Origin of the sequence: Microvirga pakistanensis (assembly GCF_004458765.1) — a bacterium.
GTDB lineage: Bacteria > Pseudomonadota > Alphaproteobacteria > Rhizobiales > Beijerinckiaceae > Microvirga > Microvirga pakistanensis.
In genome coordinates this window covers 132042-151573 of the sequence record NZ_SPJX01000410.1, presented here as the reverse complement: position 1 = coordinate 151573, position 19532 = coordinate 132042, and the positions used below count along the sequence as shown (strand labels likewise).

Annotated in this window: 16 protein-coding genes; 10 read left to right on the top strand and 6 right to left on the bottom strand. The window is 62.9% G+C overall.

All coding sequences use genetic code 11. From position 1 onward, the window contains the following. The 6 genes from E4K09_RS19665 to E4K09_RS19640 form a co-directional block, all read left to right on the top strand. A partial coding sequence (locus E4K09_RS19665) for an ABC transporter permease (protein ID WP_134498058.1) occupies positions 1 to 799 on the top strand: 799 nt, incomplete at its 5' end. A 65-nt stretch (positions 800 to 864) separates the two neighbouring features. Continuing rightward, positions 865 to 1815, top strand: a complete 951-nt coding sequence (locus E4K09_RS19660) for an ABC transporter substrate-binding protein (RefSeq protein ID WP_134499428.1) — start codon at positions 865 to 867, stop codon at positions 1813 to 1815. Positions 1816 to 1939: 124 nt separating this feature from the next. Continuing rightward, on the top strand, positions 1940 to 2998 hold the full coding sequence (locus E4K09_RS19655) for a sugar phosphate isomerase/epimerase family protein (protein WP_134499427.1): 1059 nt from the start codon (positions 1940 to 1942) through the stop codon (positions 2996 to 2998). Between the two features lie 13 nt (positions 2999 to 3011). After that, complete coding sequence (locus E4K09_RS19650) at positions 3012 to 4187, top strand: Gfo/Idh/MocA family protein (protein WP_134499426.1); 1176 nt, start codon at positions 3012 to 3014, stop codon at positions 4185 to 4187. Between the two features lie 152 nt (positions 4188 to 4339). After that, positions 4340 to 4747 carry a Fur family transcriptional regulator gene (locus tag E4K09_RS19645; protein WP_134499425.1) on the top strand — a complete coding sequence of 136 codons (408 nt, stop codon included), beginning with the start codon at positions 4340 to 4342 and terminating at the stop codon, positions 4745 to 4747. Between the two features lie 201 nt (positions 4748 to 4948). Continuing rightward, complete coding sequence (locus E4K09_RS19640; RefSeq protein WP_134499424.1) at positions 4949 to 5401, top strand: Fur family transcriptional regulator; 453 nt, start codon at positions 4949 to 4951, stop codon at positions 5399 to 5401. Between the two features lie 96 nt (positions 5402 to 5497). On the opposite strand, the gene E4K09_RS19635 is transcribed toward E4K09_RS19640, so the two are convergent. Together E4K09_RS19635 and E4K09_RS19630 are read right to left on the bottom strand one after the other, a co-directional pair. Further along, a complete protein-coding gene (locus E4K09_RS19635; RefSeq protein ID WP_134499423.1) occupies positions 5498 to 8581 on the bottom strand; it encodes an efflux RND transporter permease subunit in 3084 nt (1027 codons plus the stop codon). A 9-nt stretch (positions 8582 to 8590) separates the two neighbouring features. After that, the gene (locus E4K09_RS19630; RefSeq protein ID WP_134499422.1) at positions 8591 to 9724 is read right to left on the bottom strand and encodes an efflux RND transporter periplasmic adaptor subunit; all 1134 of its coding nucleotides are present in this window, start codon (positions 9722 to 9724) and stop codon (positions 8591 to 8593) included. Between the two features lie 144 nt (positions 9725 to 9868). On the opposite strand from E4K09_RS19630, the gene E4K09_RS19625 reads away from it, so the two are divergent. Further along, positions 9869 to 10438 carry a TetR/AcrR family transcriptional regulator gene (locus E4K09_RS19625; protein WP_134499421.1) on the top strand — a complete coding sequence of 190 codons (570 nt, stop codon included), beginning with the start codon at positions 9869 to 9871 and terminating at the stop codon, positions 10436 to 10438. On the opposite strand, the gene E4K09_RS19620 is transcribed toward E4K09_RS19625, so the two are convergent. The 3 genes from E4K09_RS19620 to E4K09_RS19610 are packed head-to-tail and all read right to left on the bottom strand — an operon-like array spanning position 10435 to position 13633. Next, a complete protein-coding gene (locus E4K09_RS19620) occupies positions 10435 to 11607 on the bottom strand; it encodes a CaiB/BaiF CoA transferase family protein (RefSeq protein WP_134499420.1) in 1173 nt (390 codons plus the stop codon). The genes E4K09_RS19625 and E4K09_RS19620 overlap by 4 nt on opposite strands. A gap of 6 nt (positions 11608 to 11613) precedes the next feature. Continuing rightward, positions 11614 to 12420, bottom strand: coding sequence for a 4-hydroxy-tetrahydrodipicolinate reductase (gene dapB, locus E4K09_RS19615; protein WP_134499419.1), 807 nt, complete (start codon positions 12418 to 12420; stop codon positions 11614 to 11616). Between the two features lie 13 nt (positions 12421 to 12433). Further along, positions 12434 to 13633, bottom strand: a complete 1200-nt coding sequence (locus tag E4K09_RS19610) for an acyl-CoA dehydrogenase (protein ID WP_134499418.1) — start codon at positions 13631 to 13633, stop codon at positions 12434 to 12436. 145 nt (positions 13634 to 13778) lie between these two features. On the opposite strand from E4K09_RS19610, the gene E4K09_RS19605 reads away from it, so the two are divergent. Continuing rightward, positions 13779 to 14675, top strand: coding sequence for a transcriptional regulator GcvA (locus E4K09_RS19605; RefSeq protein WP_134499417.1), 897 nt, complete (start codon positions 13779 to 13781; stop codon positions 14673 to 14675). Here the strand turns inward: E4K09_RS19605 and E4K09_RS19600 are convergent. Further along, positions 14666 to 15853 (bottom strand): multidrug effflux MFS transporter, encoded by a 1188-nt coding sequence (locus E4K09_RS19600; RefSeq protein WP_193557322.1) that lies wholly within the window; start codon positions 15851 to 15853, stop codon positions 14666 to 14668. The genes E4K09_RS19605 and E4K09_RS19600 overlap by 10 nt on opposite strands. 440 nt (positions 15854 to 16293) lie before the next feature. Here E4K09_RS19600 and bcsN point away from each other — a divergent pair, with 440 nt between their 5' ends. Next, complete coding sequence (gene bcsN, locus E4K09_RS19595) at positions 16294 to 17154, top strand: cellulose biosynthesis protein BcsN (protein WP_166802417.1); 861 nt, start codon at positions 16294 to 16296, stop codon at positions 17152 to 17154. A 176-nt stretch (positions 17155 to 17330) separates the two neighbouring features. Continuing rightward, a complete protein-coding gene (bcsA, locus tag E4K09_RS19590) occupies positions 17331 to 19526 on the top strand; it encodes a UDP-forming cellulose synthase catalytic subunit (protein WP_134499414.1) in 2196 nt (731 codons plus the stop codon). The last annotated feature ends 6 nt before the right edge of the window (positions 19527 to 19532 follow it).

The window sequence follows — 19532 nt, the reverse complement described above, 5'->3', positions numbered from 1 at the left end:
CGTGATCGCCGGTGGCGGTCTCGACCTCTCCGTAGGCTCCATGGCGGCCCTCACGGCGGGCGTGATGATCCTGACCCTCAACTCGCTCGGCGCAGCGGATGTGAGCACGCTTGCGCTCGGCATGCTGGCGGCCGTTGGCCTGAGCGCCGCATGCGGCATGGCGAACGGATTGATCGTCACCTTCGGGAGGATCGAACCTTTCATCGTGACGCTCGGCACGATGGGCATCTTCCGCTCGCTCGTGGTGTGGCTGGCGGCGGGCGGCACCATCACCATGCGCAATTTCGAGCTGCGCGAGCTCTACCGCCCAGTCTATTTCGGCAGCGTGTTCGGCATTCCGGTGCCGATCATCGCCTTTCTGGTTGTGGCCGCCATCGGCGCCCTGATCCTCTACCGCACCTCGTTCGGCCGCCATGTGGTGGCGCTCGGCTCGAACGAGGATGTCGCTCGCTATTCGGGTGTGCCGATCTGGCGGGTGCGCACGCTCACCTACATCATTCAAGGCATCTGCGTCGGCATCGCGGTGCTCGTCTATGTACCCCGCCTCGGCTCCGCCACACCAACCACCGGTCTCCTGTGGGAACTGCAGGCCATCACCGCCGTCGTCATCGGCGGCACCGCTCTCAGGGGCGGCGTCGGCCGTATCTGGGGAACCGTCGTCGGTGCGGTGATCCTCGAACTCGTCGCCAATATCATGGTGCTGTCGAACTTCGTCTCCGAGTTCCTCGTGGGCGCGGTTCAAGGTGCCATCATCATTATCGCCATGCTCGTGCAGCGGTCCGTCCACCGCGGGCGATGAACCGGGGCGAAGTCTCCGGATCAAAGGACACAAGGTTTGAAGCCAAACCCTTCTGGGAGGAACAGATGAAAGCAACGGCACTGAAATTCGCTCTCGCCGCAGGCCTGATGACAGGCTTGGCGACGGGTGCGATGGCGCAGCAGAAGAACGTGACGATCGCCGTCTCGATTCCGGCCGCCACGCACGGCTGGACCGGCGGCGTGGTCTATCATGCGCAGGAAACCGCCAAGCAGCTCGAAAAAGGCTATCCGGGTCTGAAGGTGATCGTGAAGACCTCGCCCGATGGCGCATCCCAGGCGAACGCCCTTGACGATCTGATGGCTCAAAAGGTCGATGCGCTGGTCGTCCTGCCCTTCAACTCGGACGAGCTGACGAACCCGGCCCGTGAAGTGAAGAAGCGCGGCACCTTCATCACAGTCGTGGACCGTGGCCTGAAGGACCCGTCGATCCAGGACATCTACGTGGCCGGCAACAATCCGGAATTCGGCCGCGTGGCGGGCAAGTACTTCGTCGACAACCTGAAGCAGGGCAACGTGGTCGTCTTCCGCGGCATTCCGACAGTGATCGACGAGGAACGCGTGTCGAACTTCGAGAAGGCGCTTGAGGGCTCGGGCGTGAAGGTGATCGACAAGCAATACGCCAACTGGAACCGCGACGACGCCTTCAAGGTGATGCAGGACTTCCTGTCGAAGCACCCGAAGATCGACGCCGTCTGGGCGTCCGACGATGACATGGCACTCGGCGTCATGGAGGCGATCCGTCAGGCCAAGCGCGAGGATATCAAGTTCGTTCTCGGCGGCGCTGGCATGAAGGACATGATCAAGAAGGTGATGGACGGCGACAAGATGATCCCGGCCGACGTGTCCTATCCGCCGTCGATGATCTCCACGGCGATGGGCGTGACCGCGGCGCATTTCTATACGAACGCCCCCATGCGCGGCACCTACGTGCTCAACGCTCAGCTGATCACCAAGGACAACGCCAAGGAGCACTTCTTCCCCGACTCGCCGTTCTAACGGCTGCGGGCTCTCGCCCCTCCTCGCCGAGGGGCGAGGCAACGGCAAGCTGCCTGCTCTCCGCAAGCGGCTTCCCCTTGCCTGTTTCGCCTTCTTTCGCAGCCACAGCTTTGGGAGTTCACCCATGAAGACCATGAAGGGCCCAGGCCTCTTCCTCGCGCAATTCGCAGGCGATGAAGCGCCTTTCAATTCGCTCGATTCGATCTGCCGCTGGGCTGCCTCCCTCGGCTATAAGGGCGTCCAGATTCCCACCTGGGATGCGCGCCTCTTCGACCTGAAGAAGGCCTCCGACTCGGAAGCCTATTGCGATGAAATCCAAGGTGTCGTCCGCTCGCATGGAATGGAGATCACGGAACTGTCGACCCACCTGCAGGGGCAGCTCGTCGCCGTTCACCCCGCCTATGACGAAGCCTTCGAGGGGTTCGCCGCTCCCGAAGTGCGCGGCAATCCGAGGGTGCGGCAGGCCTGGGCCGTGGAGCAGATGACGATGGCCGCGAAAGCCTCCAAGCGCCTGGGACTAAAAGCCAGCGTCACCTTTCCCGGCGCGCTCGCCTGGCCATTCATGTACCCTTGGCCGCAACGTCCCGCCGGACTGATCGAAACGGCCTTCGAAGAGCTGGGACGTCGCTGGAGGCCCATTCTCGATGCCTATGAGGAAGCGGATTGCGACGTCTGCTACGAGATCCATCCGGGAGAGGACATCCATGACGGCGCGACCTTCGAGCGCTTCGTGGATGCGGTCGGTGGACACAGGCGCGCCTGCATCAACTACGATCCCAGTCACTTCCTGCTGCAGCAGCTCGATTACATCGCCTTCATCGATCTCTATCACGAGCGCATCAAGGCGTTTCATGCCAAGGATGCGGAGTTCAACCCATCGGGTCGCATCGGCGTCTATGGCGGCTACGAGAGCTGGATCAATCGCGCAGGCCGCTTCCGCTCGCTCGGCGATGGTCAGGTGGATTTCAACGCCATCTTCTCCAAGCTCGCGCAGTACGATTACAATTCCTGGGCGGTGCTGGAATGGGAATGCGCCCTGAAGCATCCGGAGGACGGGGCGCGGGAAGGCGCGGAGTTCATCAAGGCGCATATCATCCGCGTGACGGAAAAAGCCTTCGACGATTTCGCGGCGGGCGGCACGGACGAGGCAGCCAATCGCCGGCTGCTGGGCATCAGCGCGTGAGGGAGATGACGCCATGACCATTGCAGGATCGCGCGACCAGAAACTCAACCGCCGCCTCCGCTTGGGAATGGTCGGCGGCGGGCGCGGCGCCTTCATCGGCGCCGTGCACCGCATCGCCGCCCGGCTCGACGACCGCTGGGAGTTGGTCGCCGGCGCGCTTTCGTCGGACCCGGAGCGGGCCCGCCTTTCGGGAGAGGATCTGCTCCTGCCGACAGACCGCAGCTACGGCAGCTTCCAGGACATGGCGCAGCGCGAAGCGGAGCGTGAGGACGGCATCGACGCGGTCGCTATCGTCACGCCGAACCATGCGCATGCCGCCGCTGCCGAAGCGTTCCTCAAAGCCGGCATTCATGTGATCTGCGACAAGCCTCTGACCACGACGCGGCAGGAAGCCGACAGGCTTGCGCAGCTCGCGCGCGAGTCCGGACTGATCTTCGCCGTCACGCACAATTACACCGGCTATCCGCTGGTGCGTCAGGCCCGCGCCATGGTGGCGGGAGGCGAGCTCGGCGCGATCCGCGTGGTGCAGGTGGAGTACGCGCAGGATTGGCTCGCGACGCGTGTCGAGGAAACCGGCAGCAAACAGGCCGAGTGGCGCACGGATCCCTCTCGTTCCGGTCCTGCCGGAGCCGTCGGCGATATCGGCACCCATGCCTTCAATCTCGCCGAATTCATCACCGGCGACGAGGTCGCTTCCTTGTCAGCCGAGCTCCACACCTTCGTGCAGGGCCGCAGGCTCGATGACAATGCTCATATGATGCTGCGCTTTGCTTCCGGAGCGAGGGGGATGCTCTGGTGCAGCCAGGTTGCGTCAGGTCTGGAGAACGGCCTGCGGATTCGCGTCTATGGCGATAAGGCAGGCCTCGAGTGGCACCAGGAGAATCCGAATCTTCTGCTGTTTTCGCCTCTCGGCGAGCCGCCTCGGATCATTCGCCGCAATGGCTATGGCGCAAACGAAGTATCGCGCGCGGCCTCGCGCATTCCCGGCGGGCATCCTGAGGGTTATCTCGAAGGCTTCGCTCAGCTCTATGCTGACGTGGCGGAGCAGATCGCCGCCCGGATGGAAGGGCGTGAGCCCAACCCGTTCTCGCTTCAGGTGCCCACCGTCGAGGACGGAGTGCGCGGGGTGCGCTTCATCGAAGCGGCCGTTCGGTCTTCGCAGGAGAAAGCTGCCTGGGTGGAGATTTGACCCGATGGGGCGCCGTCCCGTCGAGGCGGGACGGCTCCGACCCTGGCACATTCCCGATCCGTCGGGCAAGGCCTGAGGTCTTACGCCTTGAATTCGACCCCGCAATCATGACGTATAAGGCTGACCAGCCTTCTCCATAAACCGATCCCGTCATGGCCGCGAACCATCATCACCACGCCCTCGAGGAATTGAACGACACGCAAAAGCGCGTGCATCGGATTCTGAGCGCCGCCCAGAATCCCCTGTCGGCCTACGAAGTGCTCGACAGGCTGCGGGCCAAGGGACCCGTGACGCCCCCGACCGTCTACCGCTCCCTCGACAAACTCATCGAGAAAGGGCTGGCCCACCGGCTGGAGAGCCTGAACGCCTATGTGGTGTGCAAGCACCCTCATCATCATGAGATGGCAGCCTTTGCCATTTGCGAGAATTGCGGGATCGTCACAGAGTTCAGCGATCCCAGTATCAATGAGCGACTGACCCAATGGAGCGACGACCATTCCTTCTGTTCAAAGAAGGTTACGGTTGAAATCCGCGGTTTATGCGAGGTCTGCTCCAAGTGATGCGACATTTTGGAACTTGTCGTTTTACGTAATGTTATTACTTAGCGGCAATTCGACGTAAGAGAGTGTCGTCTGCTATTTCGCCAGATTCTTCTGGGGAAAATGCAGAATTGCAAGGCCTGGTTGCAACGATAGCACATTGTTCAAGAACCGGTTCCCCTATATGAATGAATAGGTTTTGAAATAACAGGAGTGTGGTCCATGAGCACAAGAGCCCTCAGGAAGGAAGAAGAAGAGAACCTCCTTCGTCGTGCGGATGACCTTTGCCGCCAGAACAATCTTCGCCTGACGCCAATTCGCGAGCGTGTTTACCGCGAGCTGGTCCAGAGCGGTGGCCCCGTGGGTGCCTATGATTTGGTCGACCGCCTCAGCAGCGACAAGAAGCGTCTGGCGCCGGTCACGATTTATCGTGCCCTCGACTTCCTGCGCGATGCCGGCCTCGTTCACCGTCTCGCCACGCAGAACTCCTATGTGGTCTCCCACGGCCAGCCGGACGTGAACGCCATGAAGATCATGTTCGTCGATTCGAAGACGGGCGAGACTATCGAGGTCCACTCCACGGAAGTGGCAGAGGCCGTCCGCAAGGCTGCCGAGCAGGCCGGGTTCAAGTCGGTCTCGCCCTTCATGGAAGTCGAAGGCGAGCTGAGCCGCTAAGGTTGACGTGACCACATCCACAGGGTCGAGGCGCCGATCGCCCCAGCCCTCTAAGAGAAATGCGAAAAGGCCGGACACTGTCCGGCCTTTTGCTGTTTACTCCGCCGCAAGCGCCCGATGGGGGGCGGGCGCTTCGCTTACCCGTTCGCTCCTCGCGGTTTCCTTCGATATGTAGGTGTAGAACATCGGCACCACGAAGAGCGTGAAAATCGTGCCGATAGACATGCCCGACGCGATCACGAGGCCCATCGAGAAGCGAGCCGCCGCACCGGCGCCGCTCGCATAAAGCAGCGGGGCGACACCGAGCACCATGGCGGCCGTCGTCATGAGAATCGGGCGCAGGCGGACACGCGCGGCTTCCTGAATGGCCTCGCGCTTGCTGACGCCGCGCTTCTCCTTCAGTTCATTGGCGAACTCCACCATCAGGATGCCGTGCTTCGTGATCAGGCCCACCAGGGTAATCAGACCCACCTGGGTGTAGATGTTGAGCGTTGCCAGGCCCAGGTTCAGGAAGATCATGGCGCCGAACATGGAGAGCGGCACCGACATCATGATGATGAAGGGGTCGCGGAAGCTCTCGAACTGGGCCGCCAGCACCAGGTAGATCACGATGATGGCAAGGCCGAAGGCGAGAAAGATGGAGCTTCCTTCCTGCACCTCGAGCCGCGACTGACCGGCGTAGTCCTCATAGAAGCCCTGGGGCATAACCTCCTGCCCGATCGAGCGCAGGGTGGCCAGGCCCTCTGACGTGGTCACGCCAGGCAGAGGCAATGCCGAGACGGTAGCCGCGTTGAGCTGGTTGAACTGTTCGATCACCGCAGGCGCCGCATCCGTCTTGATGCTGACGAGGGCGGAGAGTGGCACCATGGAGCCGTCTGAGGCGCGCACGTAGTACTCGGCCAGACGCTCCGGATTGAGGCGATCCTGCTGGCGCACCTGGCTCACCACGTCGTAGCTGCGGTTGTCGCGGTCGAACTTCGAGATCGATGCACCACCAACCAGTGCACCCAGTGTGTTGCCGATCTCGGAGACCTGCACGCCGAGCGCGGCGGCCCGGTCACGGTCGATGATGATCCGTGCGCGCGGTGTCTCATAGGAGATCGAGTTCTGCACCACGATGAACTTGCCGGACTTCATGGCACGCTGGCGGATCTGCTCAGCAACCTCGAAGGCCTGAGCGGAATCGCCGATCGTGCGCAGCACATATTGAACCGGCAGACCGTCACCGCCACCTGGCAGGGACGGAGGCGCGAATGCGAAGGCCTGAACACCGGCATTCTCATTCAACAGGTTCTGAATATCCTGCTTGGTGGCCTCGCCCTTCTTCTCGCGCTCGCTCCATTCCTTGAGCTTGAAGCCGAAGAAGCCGCCGCCACCGCCGTCGATGCCGATGATCAGGAAGCTGTCGTCGATCTCAGGGATCTTCTCGGCTGCATTGGTGAACTGTTTGGAGAACGCCTGAGTGTATTCGGGAGTCGCATATTTCGGCACGTTCAGGATGCCGAGATAGGCGCCCTGATCCTCTTCCGGCGCCAGTTCGGAACTGGTCTTCGTGAACAGGAAAACCGTGGTGCCGAGCAGAACCGCAACGATCACGAGCGTCACGGCCCGATAGTCGAGCGAGCCTTTGAGGCGTCGCGCATACCAGTTCTCGAGCCGCGTGAAGGTGCGGTCCACGAAAGCCGCGAACCGGCCCTGCGAACCATGCGACTTCAGGAGCTTCGAGGACATCATCGGCGAGAGCGTCACGGCGATGATGCCGGAGATGATCACCGAGCCCGCCAAGGTGAAGGCAAACTCGCGGAAGAGCGAGCCCGTCAGTCCCTGAGTGAAGCCGATGGGTGCATAAACCGCCGCGAGCGTGATGGTCATCGACACGATGGGCAGGAAGATCTCCTTCATGCCCACGATGGCCGCCTCGACGGGCTTGAGCCCCTCTTCGATGTGGCGATGGATGTTCTCCAGCACCACGATGGCGTCGTCCACCACGAGACCGATGGCCAGCACCATGGCCAGCAGGGTCAGAAGGTTGATCGAGTATCCCAGCGCGTAGAGGAAGAAGCATACGCCCACAAGGGAGAGCGGGATCGTCACCACGGGTATCAGAACCGACCGGAACGAGCCGAGGAACAGCAGGATCACCACCACGACGATGAGCGCCGCTTCGCCGATGGTCTTGAACACTTCCTCGATCGAAGCCGAGATGAAGTTCGAGGCATCGTAGACGATCTCGACCGTCATGCCCTTGGGCAGGGTCGGCCTGATCGAATCGATGGCCCTCGTCACCTCCTCGGCGACGGTCAGGGGATTGGCCGACGGGGTCGGCGTGATGCCGATGAAGGTCCCCTCGCTGCCGTTGAAGCTGACGATCGTGTCCGTGCTCTCCGGCCCCAGCTCCACTTCGGCCACGTCACGCAGGCGCACGACCTGATCGCCGTTCGAGCGGATCGGCAGCGCCCCGAAGGTTTCGGGCGTCTGCAGCGTGGTCTGCATGTCGAGCGTGTAGGCCACGTACTCGTTCTTCGTCTTGCCGGGAGCGGCCAGGAAGTTGTTGGCGTTGATCGCCTGCACCACATCGCCCGCCGTCACGCCGCGGGCGGCGAGCCGCACGGGATCAATCCACACGCGCATGGCGAAATCGCGCCCGCCGAGGATCTCGGCGTTGCCGACGCCCTCGAGCGTCGCGAAACGCGGCTGCACGACGCGTGTCAAGAACTCGGAGACCTGCTCCGGGTTCATCTCCGTGCTGGCGAAGGTGATGTACATGAGGGCGAAGCTCTGGCCCGTCCCCTTCACGATCACCGGGTCTTCGGCTTCGGAGGGAAGCTGCGCGCGCACCTGCTGCACCTTGGCGGTGACCTCGGTGAGCGCCGCGTTCGGGTCCGTGTTCAGGCGCATGCGCACGGAGACCGTGCTGACGCCCTGGCGGCTCTGCGTGGTCACATAATCCACGCCTTCCGCGCTCGACACGGATTTGGCGATGGGCGTGCTGATGAAGCCCTGAATGAGGTCGGCACTGGCACCCACATAGGTCGTCGTGACCGTGATCGTGGTCTCCTTGACCTCCGGGTACTGGCGCACCTGCAGGTTCATCAGACCCTGCGCGCCGAGCAGCAGGATCAGGAGGCTGACCACCATCGACAAGACGGGGCGGCGAATGAAAAGCTCGGTGAAACTCATGGCTTATGCCTACTGCCCGACTGCGATCTTCGTCGCTTGGAACTTTGTCACATCAATGGTGTTGTCGATTTTGACGACCGCACCGGACTGGAGCTTGTTCTGGCCCGAGGCGACGACCTGCTGGCCCGGCTGGATGCCCGATTGGATTTCAAGCACTCCGCCGCGGCGGCGACCGGTCTTCACGAAAACCTGCTTGACCGCCTGGACCTGATTGCCCGCCCGCTCTTCCTGCTCGATCGTGTAGACGTAATCCCCGTACAGGCTCGTGATGACAGCCGTCTGTGGCACGGTGATGACGTTGGGTTGTTCCGGCAGGACGACCTCCACGTGGAGGAACTGACCCGGCAGGATCGCCCTGGTCTTGTTGTCGTCGATGAGAGCCTGCACGGAGACCAGACGGGTCTTGGGATCGACGCGGGGATCCTTGCCGATCACGCGGCCCTTGTAAGGCAGATTGCCCTCGTTGACGCCCAAGCGAACCTCCTGATCCAACTTGACCTGATCGGCAAGCTGTTCGGGCACCGTGAAGTCGACCTTCATCGAATCGAGATCCTGGAAGCTCGCGATGACGGATCCGGGCTGCAAATACTGTCCGACATCGATCCGCGGAATGCCGATCACGCCGGAGAAGGGAGCCTTCAGGGCCTTCTGCTCAAGCGTCGCCTCGAGGCGCGCCAGACGCGAGCGTGCCGCCGCGAGCACCGCGCTCGCCTGATCGAGATTGGCCTCCGTGCCATAGCCGCGGGTCGAGAGGGTCCTGGCACGCTCATAGGCGCTCTCCGCCGTCTTCACGGCGGCTTGAACGTCCTGGATATCGGCGCGCTCGACCGTATCGTCGAGCTGGACGAGGATGTCGCCCGCACGGATGTTCTGGTTGGCCTTGAACTTGATCTCCTTGACGATGCCGGGAGTCTCGAAGGCCAGCTCGACGCCGTTTGCCGCCCTGGCGGTACCGATGGCGCTGATGCTGGGTGTCCAGGTCTTTGCTTCAACCTTGACCGCCGTTACCACCTGCGGCGGCGGCTGCATATTGGCGAAGAAGTCAGCGATCATCTTGTCTCGGAAGAAGTTGAACCAAATCAGCCCGGCACAGAGCAGGATCGCAAGAGTGAAGACGAGGCCGACTACGATGCGCCGTTTCATGGGCTTCTTCCGAGAGTTACGCGCCCGCTTGCGGGGCTACAGACTTACAAGATGGAGGTGCGGCAATAGCTCAACTTGCCCTTGACGCCAAGGCCGCGGCACCATTTATATACCGACCGGACGGTTTAGTTGCAAGAGTTGCCAATGTTCGAAAATGCCCGTGGCCGCAGGAGCTCCCGCGAAAAAATTCTTGACGCGGCCGCGGAGCTTGTCGCCGAGATCGGCGCAGGGCGCCTCACGCTCGATGCCGTGGCGGAGCGCGCCGGGCTCAGCAAGGGCGGGCTTCTCTACAATTTTCCCAGCAAGGATGCGCTGCTGCAAGCCATGATCCAGCGCATGATCGATCAGGTCTCCGAATCCAAGGAGGCCCTGCGCACTCAAATGGAGCCCGGACCCAATCTGGACGCGCGCGTGGCCACGACGAGCCTGCTGAACATGTGCTGCGGCGGCAAGATGCAGGAGGTCGCCACCGGCATGATGGCAGCGGCCGCCGAAAACCCGCGACTGCTCGACCCCGTTCGGCAGGTGATCGCCGCAACGGTGGAACAGCTCAAAGCCAATTCGGATGATGTCGAGGCCGCGCTGCTCGGCTGGCTTGCCGTCGAGGGCCTCAGCAACCTCGAGATGCACAAACTAAGCCCCTTCTCCGATCAGGATCGCGAGCAGATCGTGGGCATGATCAACCGCCTGCTCATCAAGGGCATCGCGCCTTAACCGACCCATGACGGGTCGTTCAGCACCTCGTCCGTATGCTCGCCCAAACGTGGCGACGGGCGTGCAGTCGCCATCGGCTCGCCGTTGATGACCACAGGCGAGCGCACGGAAGGGATCGCTCCGTCCTTCGCGGCGGATGCGGGAAGATCGATCCTCATGCCACGGGCGATGACCTGTGGATCGGCGAACACATCCGCCACCGTGTTGATGGGACCCGCCGGCACGCCTTGCTTCTCGAGCGCCGCGAGCAAGGCCTCTCGCGTGGATCGAAGCGTGAGCGTAGTCAGGATCGGCACGAGTTCGGCGCGGTGCCGCACCCGGCCTGCATTGGTGGCGAAGCGCTCGTCCTGCGCGAGTTCGGGTTGCCCCAGAACGGCAACGAAGCGGGAGAATTGCCCGTCATTGCCCACCGCCACGATCACATGGCCGTCGGAGACCGGAAAAACCTGGTAGGGCACGATGTTGGGATGCGCGTTGCCCATGCGCCGAGGCGACGTGCCGGACGCGAGATAATTCATCGCCTGGTTGGCGAGCACGCTGGTCTGCACGTCGAGAAGCGCCATGTCGAGATGCGCGCCCTCCCCCGTCTGGTCGCGGCGGCGAAGAGCCGCGAGAATGCCGACCACCGAATAGACGCCGGTGAAGATATCCACATAAGCGACACCGATCTTCTGCGGCTCCCCGTCGGGGTCGCCGGTCAGGTCCATGATGCCGCCAAGACCCTGGATCATGAAATCGTAGCCTGCGCGCGAGGCGTAAGGGCCGGTCTGGCCGAAGCCGGTGATGGAGCAGTAGACGAGGCGCGGATTGACGCCTTTCAGGCTCTCGTAATCGAGGCCGTATTTCTTCAGCCCGCCGACTTTGAAGTTCTCGATCACCACATCCGCATGCGCCGCGAGCTTGCGCACCAGGGCCTGACCTTCGGCGCTCTCGAAATCGACCGCGATGGAGCGCTTGCCGCGATTGCAGGAGTGGAAATAGGCAGCCGAGAGATCGCCCCCATCGGCGGCCTCCACGAAAGGAGGCCCCCAGCCACGGGTGTCATCGCCCGCACCGGGGCGCTCCACCTTCACCACGTCGGCGCCGAGATCGGCGAGCATCTGCCCGACCCAAGGGCCGGCGAGAATGCGGGCGAGTTCCAGAACCTTCAGGCCTGCAAGCGGTTTCATGCAAGATCAATCCATTACGGCATCAAGGCCGCGCTTCAATCCGACGAAGGAACAGACACGGCGCGCCGCCAAAAGGGTGCCGGCGACGTAAGGCGCCGCCGAGGATCCGGCATCATGACGGATCACGAGGCGCTCGTTGTCTGCGCCGAACACCGCCTCGCATGACAGCACGAAGGACGGCATGCGCAACGAATGGACCTGCACCGGCTGCCTCGCCCCGAGAGCGCCGCCGCGGGTTTCGCGCACCCCAGCGAGCTCATCGACAGGCTTCGAAGTTGCCGGAAGGCGCATCTCGCTCAAGAGCTCGGCGAGTTCCCGCGCCGTGCCGGAGGGCGTATCGGGCTTCTTCGCCGAAGCGTAATCGATGACCTCCACATCCGGCACATAACGGGCGGCCTCCAGCGCGAAACGTCGGAGAAGAGTCGCCGTGATCGAGAAATTGCCGGCCGCGAGCACCCCGCGCTCAACCCCGAGGGCAACCCTGTCGATCTCCGCGTAATCCTCGGCGGAGAGCCCCGATGTGCCGATCACCACGGAGCGCCCCCGGGCCAGCGCCGTGAGGGCATGGGCCTTGACCGCTCCGGGCTTGGTATAATCGATCACCACGTCGGAGGGTGCCGCCAAAGCCTCGTCGAGGGTCCCGCTGATCGCGACGCCGAGACGGGACAGACCGGCCGCTTCGCCGGCATCCCGGCCGGCCGCGCCGCGACTGACGGCGCTGACGAGTTCCAGGTCGTCCGAGGCGGCGATCGCTGCGACCAGCGCCTTGCCGACCCAGCCCGTCGATCCTACCAGGGTGATCCGGAGAGCCATGCCCGTCCCTTTCTCAGAAGAAGGCCTGCAGACCTGTCTGCGCGCGACCCAGGATGAGAGCGTGCACGTCATGCGTGCCCTCATAGGTGTTCACCGTCTCCAGGTTCTGCGCGTGACGCATCACGTGATACTCCTCCTGGATGCCGTTGCCGCCATGCATGTCGCGGGCCGTGCGGGCGATCTCCAGGGCCTTGCCGCAATTGTTGCGCTTGACGAGCGAGATCATCTCGGGCGCCACGCGGCCCTCGTCGAAGAGGCGGCCGACGCGGAGCGAGGCATGGAGGCCGAGCGTGATCTCGGTCATCATGTCGGCGAGCTTCTTCTGGACGAGCTGGGTTGCCGCGAGCGGCTTGTCGAACTGCTTGCGGTCGAGCGTGTACTGGCGTGCCCTGTGCCAGCAATCCTCCGCCGCACCCATGGCCCCCCAGGAGATGCCGTAACGGGCGCGGTTGAGGCAGCCGAAGGGTCCCTTGAGGCCGGAGACGTTCGGCAGCAGCGCGTCCTCGCCCACCTCGACTCCGTCCATGACGATCTCGCCCGTGATCGAGGCGCGCAAGCTGAGCTTGCCGCCGATCTTCGGCGCGGAAAGCCCCTTCATGCCCTTGTCCAGCACGAACCCGCGGATCTGGTTGTCATGGGCTTCCGACTTCGCCCACACCACGAACACGTCCGCGATGGGGGAGTTCGAGATCCACATCTTCGAACCCTTCAGGCGGTAGCCGCCATCGATCTTCTCGGCGCGGGTTTTCATGCCGGCCGGATCGGAGCCCGCATCCGGCTCGGTCAGGCCGAAGCAGCCCACGAACTCGCCCGACGCAAGCCTGGGCAGATACTTGCGGCGCTGCTCCTCGGAGCCATAGGCATAGATCGGATACATCACGAGGGAGGACTGCACGCTCATCATGGAGCGGTAGCCGGAATCGACGCGCTCCACCTCGCGGGCCACAAGGCCGTAGGCCACGTAAGAGGCTCCCGCGCAGCCGTAATCCTCCGGCAGGGTCACGCCGAGCAGGCCGAGCTCACCCATCTCGTTGAAGATCTCGCGATCCGTGCGCTCCTCGCGGTAGGCCTCGATCACCCGCGGCAGGAGCTTGTCCTGGGCATAGGCACGCGCCGTATCGCGGATCATGCGCTCGTCGTCGGTGAGCAGCTCGTCGAGGAGGAGCGGGTCGTCCCACTTGAGCTTCGCGATGTCCTGATGTGCACCTGCCATGATGAGCAATCCTCTGTGGTACAGCCCGGGAGGTCATTCCGGAGACCTGGGCAAACCTGTTGAAATTTGCCGGAAAAATCGCTCTGGACAGGCGAGAAGTAAAGCGACATCTTCGCAGCAGGTTATTCGAATTTGGAATGAACTGGTGCTCCGTCGCGGCTTCCTGCCCAATATCGGCAATCTCCTCGCCTTCGAGGCCACGGCACGACACGGCAGCGTCTCACGGGCCGCCGATGAGCTGAGCCTGACCCAGAGCGCCGTGTCTCGGCAGATCCAACAGCTCGAGGACTCGCTCGGCGTGTCCCTGTTCAGCCGCTCCCGGCAGAGGGTGATGCTGACGGATGTCGGGCGCCTCTACGCCTCGCAGATCCGCGCCACCCTCACGGAACTTTCGGACGCCACCCATCAGGCCATTGCGCTGTCGGGCACGAGCGGCGTGCTGAATCTCGCTACGCTGCCGACCTTCGGCACCCGATGGCTCATCCCGCGCATCCCTCATTTCCTGGCCAAGCATCCGAACGCGACGGTCAATTTCGGCGTCCGCCTCGTGCCCTTCGATTTCTCCGCCGAGCCCTTCGACGCCGCCATCCATTTCGGAGAGCCGCATTGGCCCGGGGCAGTCTGCGAATTGCTGCGGACCGAAGAAGCCGTTCCCGTCTGCAGCCCGGCCTACCGTGAGCGCGAAGGCATCCGCTCCCCGCAGGACCTCGCCCGCGCCACCCTGCTGCAGCAGAGCACGCGGCCAACCGCCTGGGCGGAATGGTTCGCGAGCGTGAGCGTCGATGTCGGCAACCCGATGCGGGGGCCTCGCTTCGAGCAATTTGCCATGGTGGCTCAGGCCGCAGCCGCGGGTCTGGGCGTCGGCCTCATCCCTAAATTCCTGATCGCGGACGAACTCGCGGCAGGGCGTCTCGAGGTTCTGTTCCCGCAAAGCATCCTGAGCGTCGGGGCCTATTACCTCGTCTATCCGGAACACAAGGCGGAAGCGCCCCTGGTGCGCTCCTTCCGCGACTGGATCCTCGCGGAAAGCCGTCAAGGATAGGCACGCGCCGCCTTCAGGGTCCGCATGCTCAGGGCAAAGGCCACCCAGCCGCAGACGAAGATGCTGCCCACCATCGAGAGGGAGGTCCCGTCGTAAAGCGCGCTCACCAGCGCGATCATCACGGCGCCGGTGCTGAGCTGCAGGGTGCCCATGAGCGCAGAAGCCGTTCCGGCGATCGATCCATGGTCCTCCAGCGCCAGCACCGCTGTCGAGGGAATGACATAGCCGAGGCAGCCGAAGGACAGGAACAGGAGACCCCAGAGGATGTAGGCGTTGTCGGCCCCGGCCACGGTCAGGATGAACAGCAGGGTCACCAGAGCCGCGAAGGCTGAGATCGCAATGCGGACCACCCGCTCGGCGCCGAAGCGGCGCATGAACGTGCTGTTGAACTGTGCGCTGCCGATGAAGGCGATCGCATTGGACGCAAAGATCATGCTGTAGTGCGATGGCGACAATCCGAAATGCTCGATGAAGATCACGGACGAGCCCGCCAGATAGGCAAAGAAGCTGGCCTGGCTGAAACCGCCGATGAAGGCAAGGCTCCGGAAGCGGCGATCCCTCAGGAGCCCCTTGTAGGCGGCAAATGTCTGGCCGAGGCTCTGCTGCCCCGCACCCTCGGGCCGTGTCTCCGGCAGCAGGAGCAGCAGTACGGCCATGCCGCCGAAGCCAATGGCTGCGATGGCCCAGAAGATGAAGCGCCAGCTGAAGAACTCGGTCAGGGCGCTGCCGGCGAGCGGGGCGAGAATCGGGGACACGCTGAACACCAGCATCGTGGTCGCCATCAGGCGTGCGGCCTCGTGGCCCGTATGCAGATCGCGGATGATCGCCCGGGGAATCACCATGGCGGCGCAAGACCCGACGCCTTGCACGAAGCGGAAAGCGATCAGCGCTTCAACGCTCGGAGCATAGCTGCAGCCGACGCTCCCCAGGATGAAAAGCCCCAAGCCCCCATAGAGCGGCGGCTTGCGGCCGAATCGGTCCGAGAGGGGGCCGTAGGCCAGCTGGCAAAGGGCCACTGCCAGGAAGAAGCTCATCAGGCTCATCTGTACGGCGCCCACGTCCACCTGAAACTCACGCGCAATCGCCGGAAATGCCGGCAGATACATATCGATGGCGAACGGCCCGATGGCGGACAGCATTCCGAGAACGAGCGCATTGCGCAGAAAGGCGGATCGCATGGAAAAGGCTCTCAAGCCTGGGGCTTCGTGAAGCAAAGTCGCAACAGCGGCCCGACCGGGACTCCAGGTCGGGCAAGCTACGTTCGGAGCGCGCCAAGGCTGTCGGTTGAAAGCCATGTGCTGGCGCCACAACCCTGCTTTTATGCTCCCCCGGCCCCCCGTCAAGCCGGATCCCTCAAGTTTCCAGGACACCAATCCCTGAACCGCGCCGGCGCTTACCTTTCGTTAACTATGTTTGTCCATGTCTGGTTAAAGATTCACCGGATGCGCCGGCCCTGGAAGAGCAGCCTTCCGAGGACAAGCCCATCCAATAACCCGGCCCGCGGCCAGAATTGACGCCTCTCATGCTGTTCTCCCGCCTCCATGATCGGACCGATTTGGGCGTCGCACCGCCCAGGATACGCGCCGGTTCGAAAGAGCGCCTGGGGCGGAGCATCAGATTGGCTGTTCTCCTGGCCCCTCTCATGGCTACCGCCTGCACGACCCGGTCTGAACTGGGCTTTGCCACACTCATGAACGAGGTTCCGGCCACTCAGGCGATCATCGTGCCGCCGCCGGGGGGACCAGCCATCGTTGCGGTCCTGCAGCGCAAGTACCAGAACGGCGTCTCGCAGGAGATTGCCCTGTCGACGGCTTCCCTGACGCCTGGCCAGAACGCTTTCCATGTGACTCTTGCCAGCGGATCCGTGCCGCAATCCGAGATCGACGACGTCCTGAGCCTGCCGTCGATGACCGAGGACAGGCTTCAGAGGGAAATGGAAGAGCGCCTGCCCGGGATCGAGATGCAGACGTCCCTCGTCTATGTGCAGAACAAGTACGGTCCCTTCGGCTTCGCCACGGGCCGCTCCGCCGGCGGCGACGTGTGCCTCTATGCCTGGCAGAGAATCGAACCCAACGAGCCGGCTGTTCTGGTACCGGGCGGGGTCATTTCCGTTCGCCTTCGCCTTTGCGACGTAGCCGCGACCCCGGAGCAGCTCCTGCGCACCATGTACGGGTTCACCGTCTCGGCCTATTACATGTCGGGAGCCTGGAACCCCTATGGGGCGCCGCCCAGGGTCCCCGAGCATCTGGGCCAGATCGATGCGCCGATCTATCCTCTCGGCATGAACGGCGCCCCTCAGACGGTAATTCGCGAGCGGCGCATCCGGGTGCCCACCAGCCCGAGCGCGGCCGGCCCCGTCATCGACAAGGATACGGTTCTTCCCTCGGCACCGGCTCAGCCCAGCATATCTGTGCCCGAAGAGCCTGCCGCTTCGCCCCAGACCGGTTATCCGGTGGTGCCACCGCCACCTTCACAGTAAGTAAGAGACAGATTCTTCTACGTAATTGAATTGCGTATCATCAATTAAAATTTACTAGCGCGACAAAAAACCCAAAGTCACGGGATCAATACTGCCTCCGCCGAGGTAGACCTTCAGTAGCTGTTAGCTTATGCCTGCCTCTCGGCGCATAACAACCTTGACTGAGACCTTAAACGATGCGTAGGGGTGCACTCGTAGCCTTCTGGGCGGTGGCGGCGATGCTCATCGTCCTGCTGGTCGCCCTTCCCATCAGCCTTCAGACGCATCTCGTCGCAGGCCTCGTGGTCGTGGCTTGCATGATCGTCCTGAAGTTCTTTCGGGCTCAGGGCGTCTGGCGTGTGATCGCGCTGGCTCTCGGCACGGCAATCGTCCTGCGTTATGTCTTCTGGCGCACCACGAGCACGATCCCACCCGTCACCGAGTTGGCGAACTTCATCCCCGCGATCCTGCTCTACATCGCCGAGATGTACAGCGTGATGATGCTTTTCTTAAGCCTGTTCGTGGTGTCGAGCCCGATGCCCTCGCGCAAGTCGCCGCAAATCGACCCGGACAACCTGCCGACCGTCGACGTCTTCGTGCCGAGCTACAACGAGGATGCGAGTCTTCTGGCCACCACCCTCGCGGCCGCCAAGGCCATGAGTTATCCGGCTGAGAAACTCACCGTCTGGCTCCTCGACGATGGCGGCACGGACGAGAAATGTCATTCGGACAATGCACATGCAGCAGCGGCTGCCCGCGCGCGCCGCTCCGAACTGCAGGCTCTTTGCGCGGCTCTCGACGTCAAGTACCTCACCCGCGCACGCAACCTTCACGCAAAGGCAGGCAACCTCAACAACGGCCTTGAGCACTCCACCGGCGACCTCGTCGCCGTCTTCGATGCGGACCATGCGCCCGCACGGAGCTTTCTGGAGGAAACCGTCGGGTTCTTCACCGCCGACAAGAACCTGTTCCTGGTGCAGACGCCGCACTTCTTCATCAATCCCGATCCGCTCGAGCGCAATCTCGGCACCTTCCAGACCATGCCGTCCGAGAACGAAATGTTCTACGGCGTCATCCAGCGCGGCCTGGACAAATGGGATGCAGCCTTCTTTTGCGGCTCGGCTGCCGTGCTCCGGCGCGAGGCCTTGCAGGAAACGAACGGGTTCAGCGGCCTGAGCATCACAGAGGATTGCGAGACCGCACTCGATCTTCATGCGCGCGGCTGGAGCAGCGTGTATGTGGACAAACCGCTGATCGCAGGGCTCCAGCCCGATACCTTCGCGAGCTTCATCGGCCAGCGCTCGCGTTGGGCACAAGGCATGATGCAGATCCTGCGCTTCAGCTTTCCGCCCCTGAAGCGCGGGCTGAAACTCTCACAGCGCCTCGCCTATATGTCGAGCACCCTTTTCTGGCTGTTTCCCTTCTCGCGATTCGCGTTTCTGCTGTCGCCGCTCTGCTACCTGTTTTTCTCCCTGGAGATCTTCACCGCATCGGGCGGCGAGTTCCTGGCCTATACGTTCACCTACATGATGGTGAACTTCATGATGCAGAACTATCTGTACGGCCGTTACCGCTGGCCGTGGATTTCGGATCTGTACGAGTACATCCAGACGATCTACCTGCTTCCAGCGATTCTGTCGGTGATGGCCAATCCGAAGAAACCGACCTTCAAGGTCACGTCCAAGGGCGAGTCCATGCTTGAGAGCCGGGTCTCGGAACTCGGCACGCCATATTTCATCATCTTCGGCATCCTCCTGCTGGGCGTCGTCGCGACAGGCATCCGCGTGTGGCTCGAACCCTACAAAGCCGATCTGACCCTGGTGACGGGCGCCTGGAACATCCTCAATCTCATCATCGCGGGCTGCGCATTGGGAGTCGTGTCGGAGCGCGCCTCTCGACGCATGAGCCACCGCGTGCATACCGATCGCACCTGCCGGTTCTTGCTCGGCGATGACGTCATCGAGGCGTCGGTGCGCGATATTTCCGTGGGCGGCGCACGGCTGCATGTGGCGCCCTCCAACGAGCCCACGCTCAAGAAGGGAGCGCTCGGCACTCTTGAATTCATGCCCCATGCCGACCTGCCGACCCAGCATATGCCGGTCGAAATCCGCAAAGTCGGCATGGACGACAAGGGCTTGCTACTGGGCTGCCGCTTCCTGATCGAAAGCCCTGAGCACCACAAACTCGTGGCCGATCTCGTCTTTGCGAATGCGGATCAGTGGAGCGCGTTCCAGAAGCGGCGCCACCAGGATATCGGCGTGCTGCGTGGCACGCTCTGGTTTCTCATGGTCTCCCTCTACCAGACGGGGCGAGGCCTTTCCTATCTCTTCGGCCTGCAGCGGATCGGCATGTCCAAGCCGCCGACTCCGTCGGTTCCAGCGGTCGTCAAATAGAGGCGT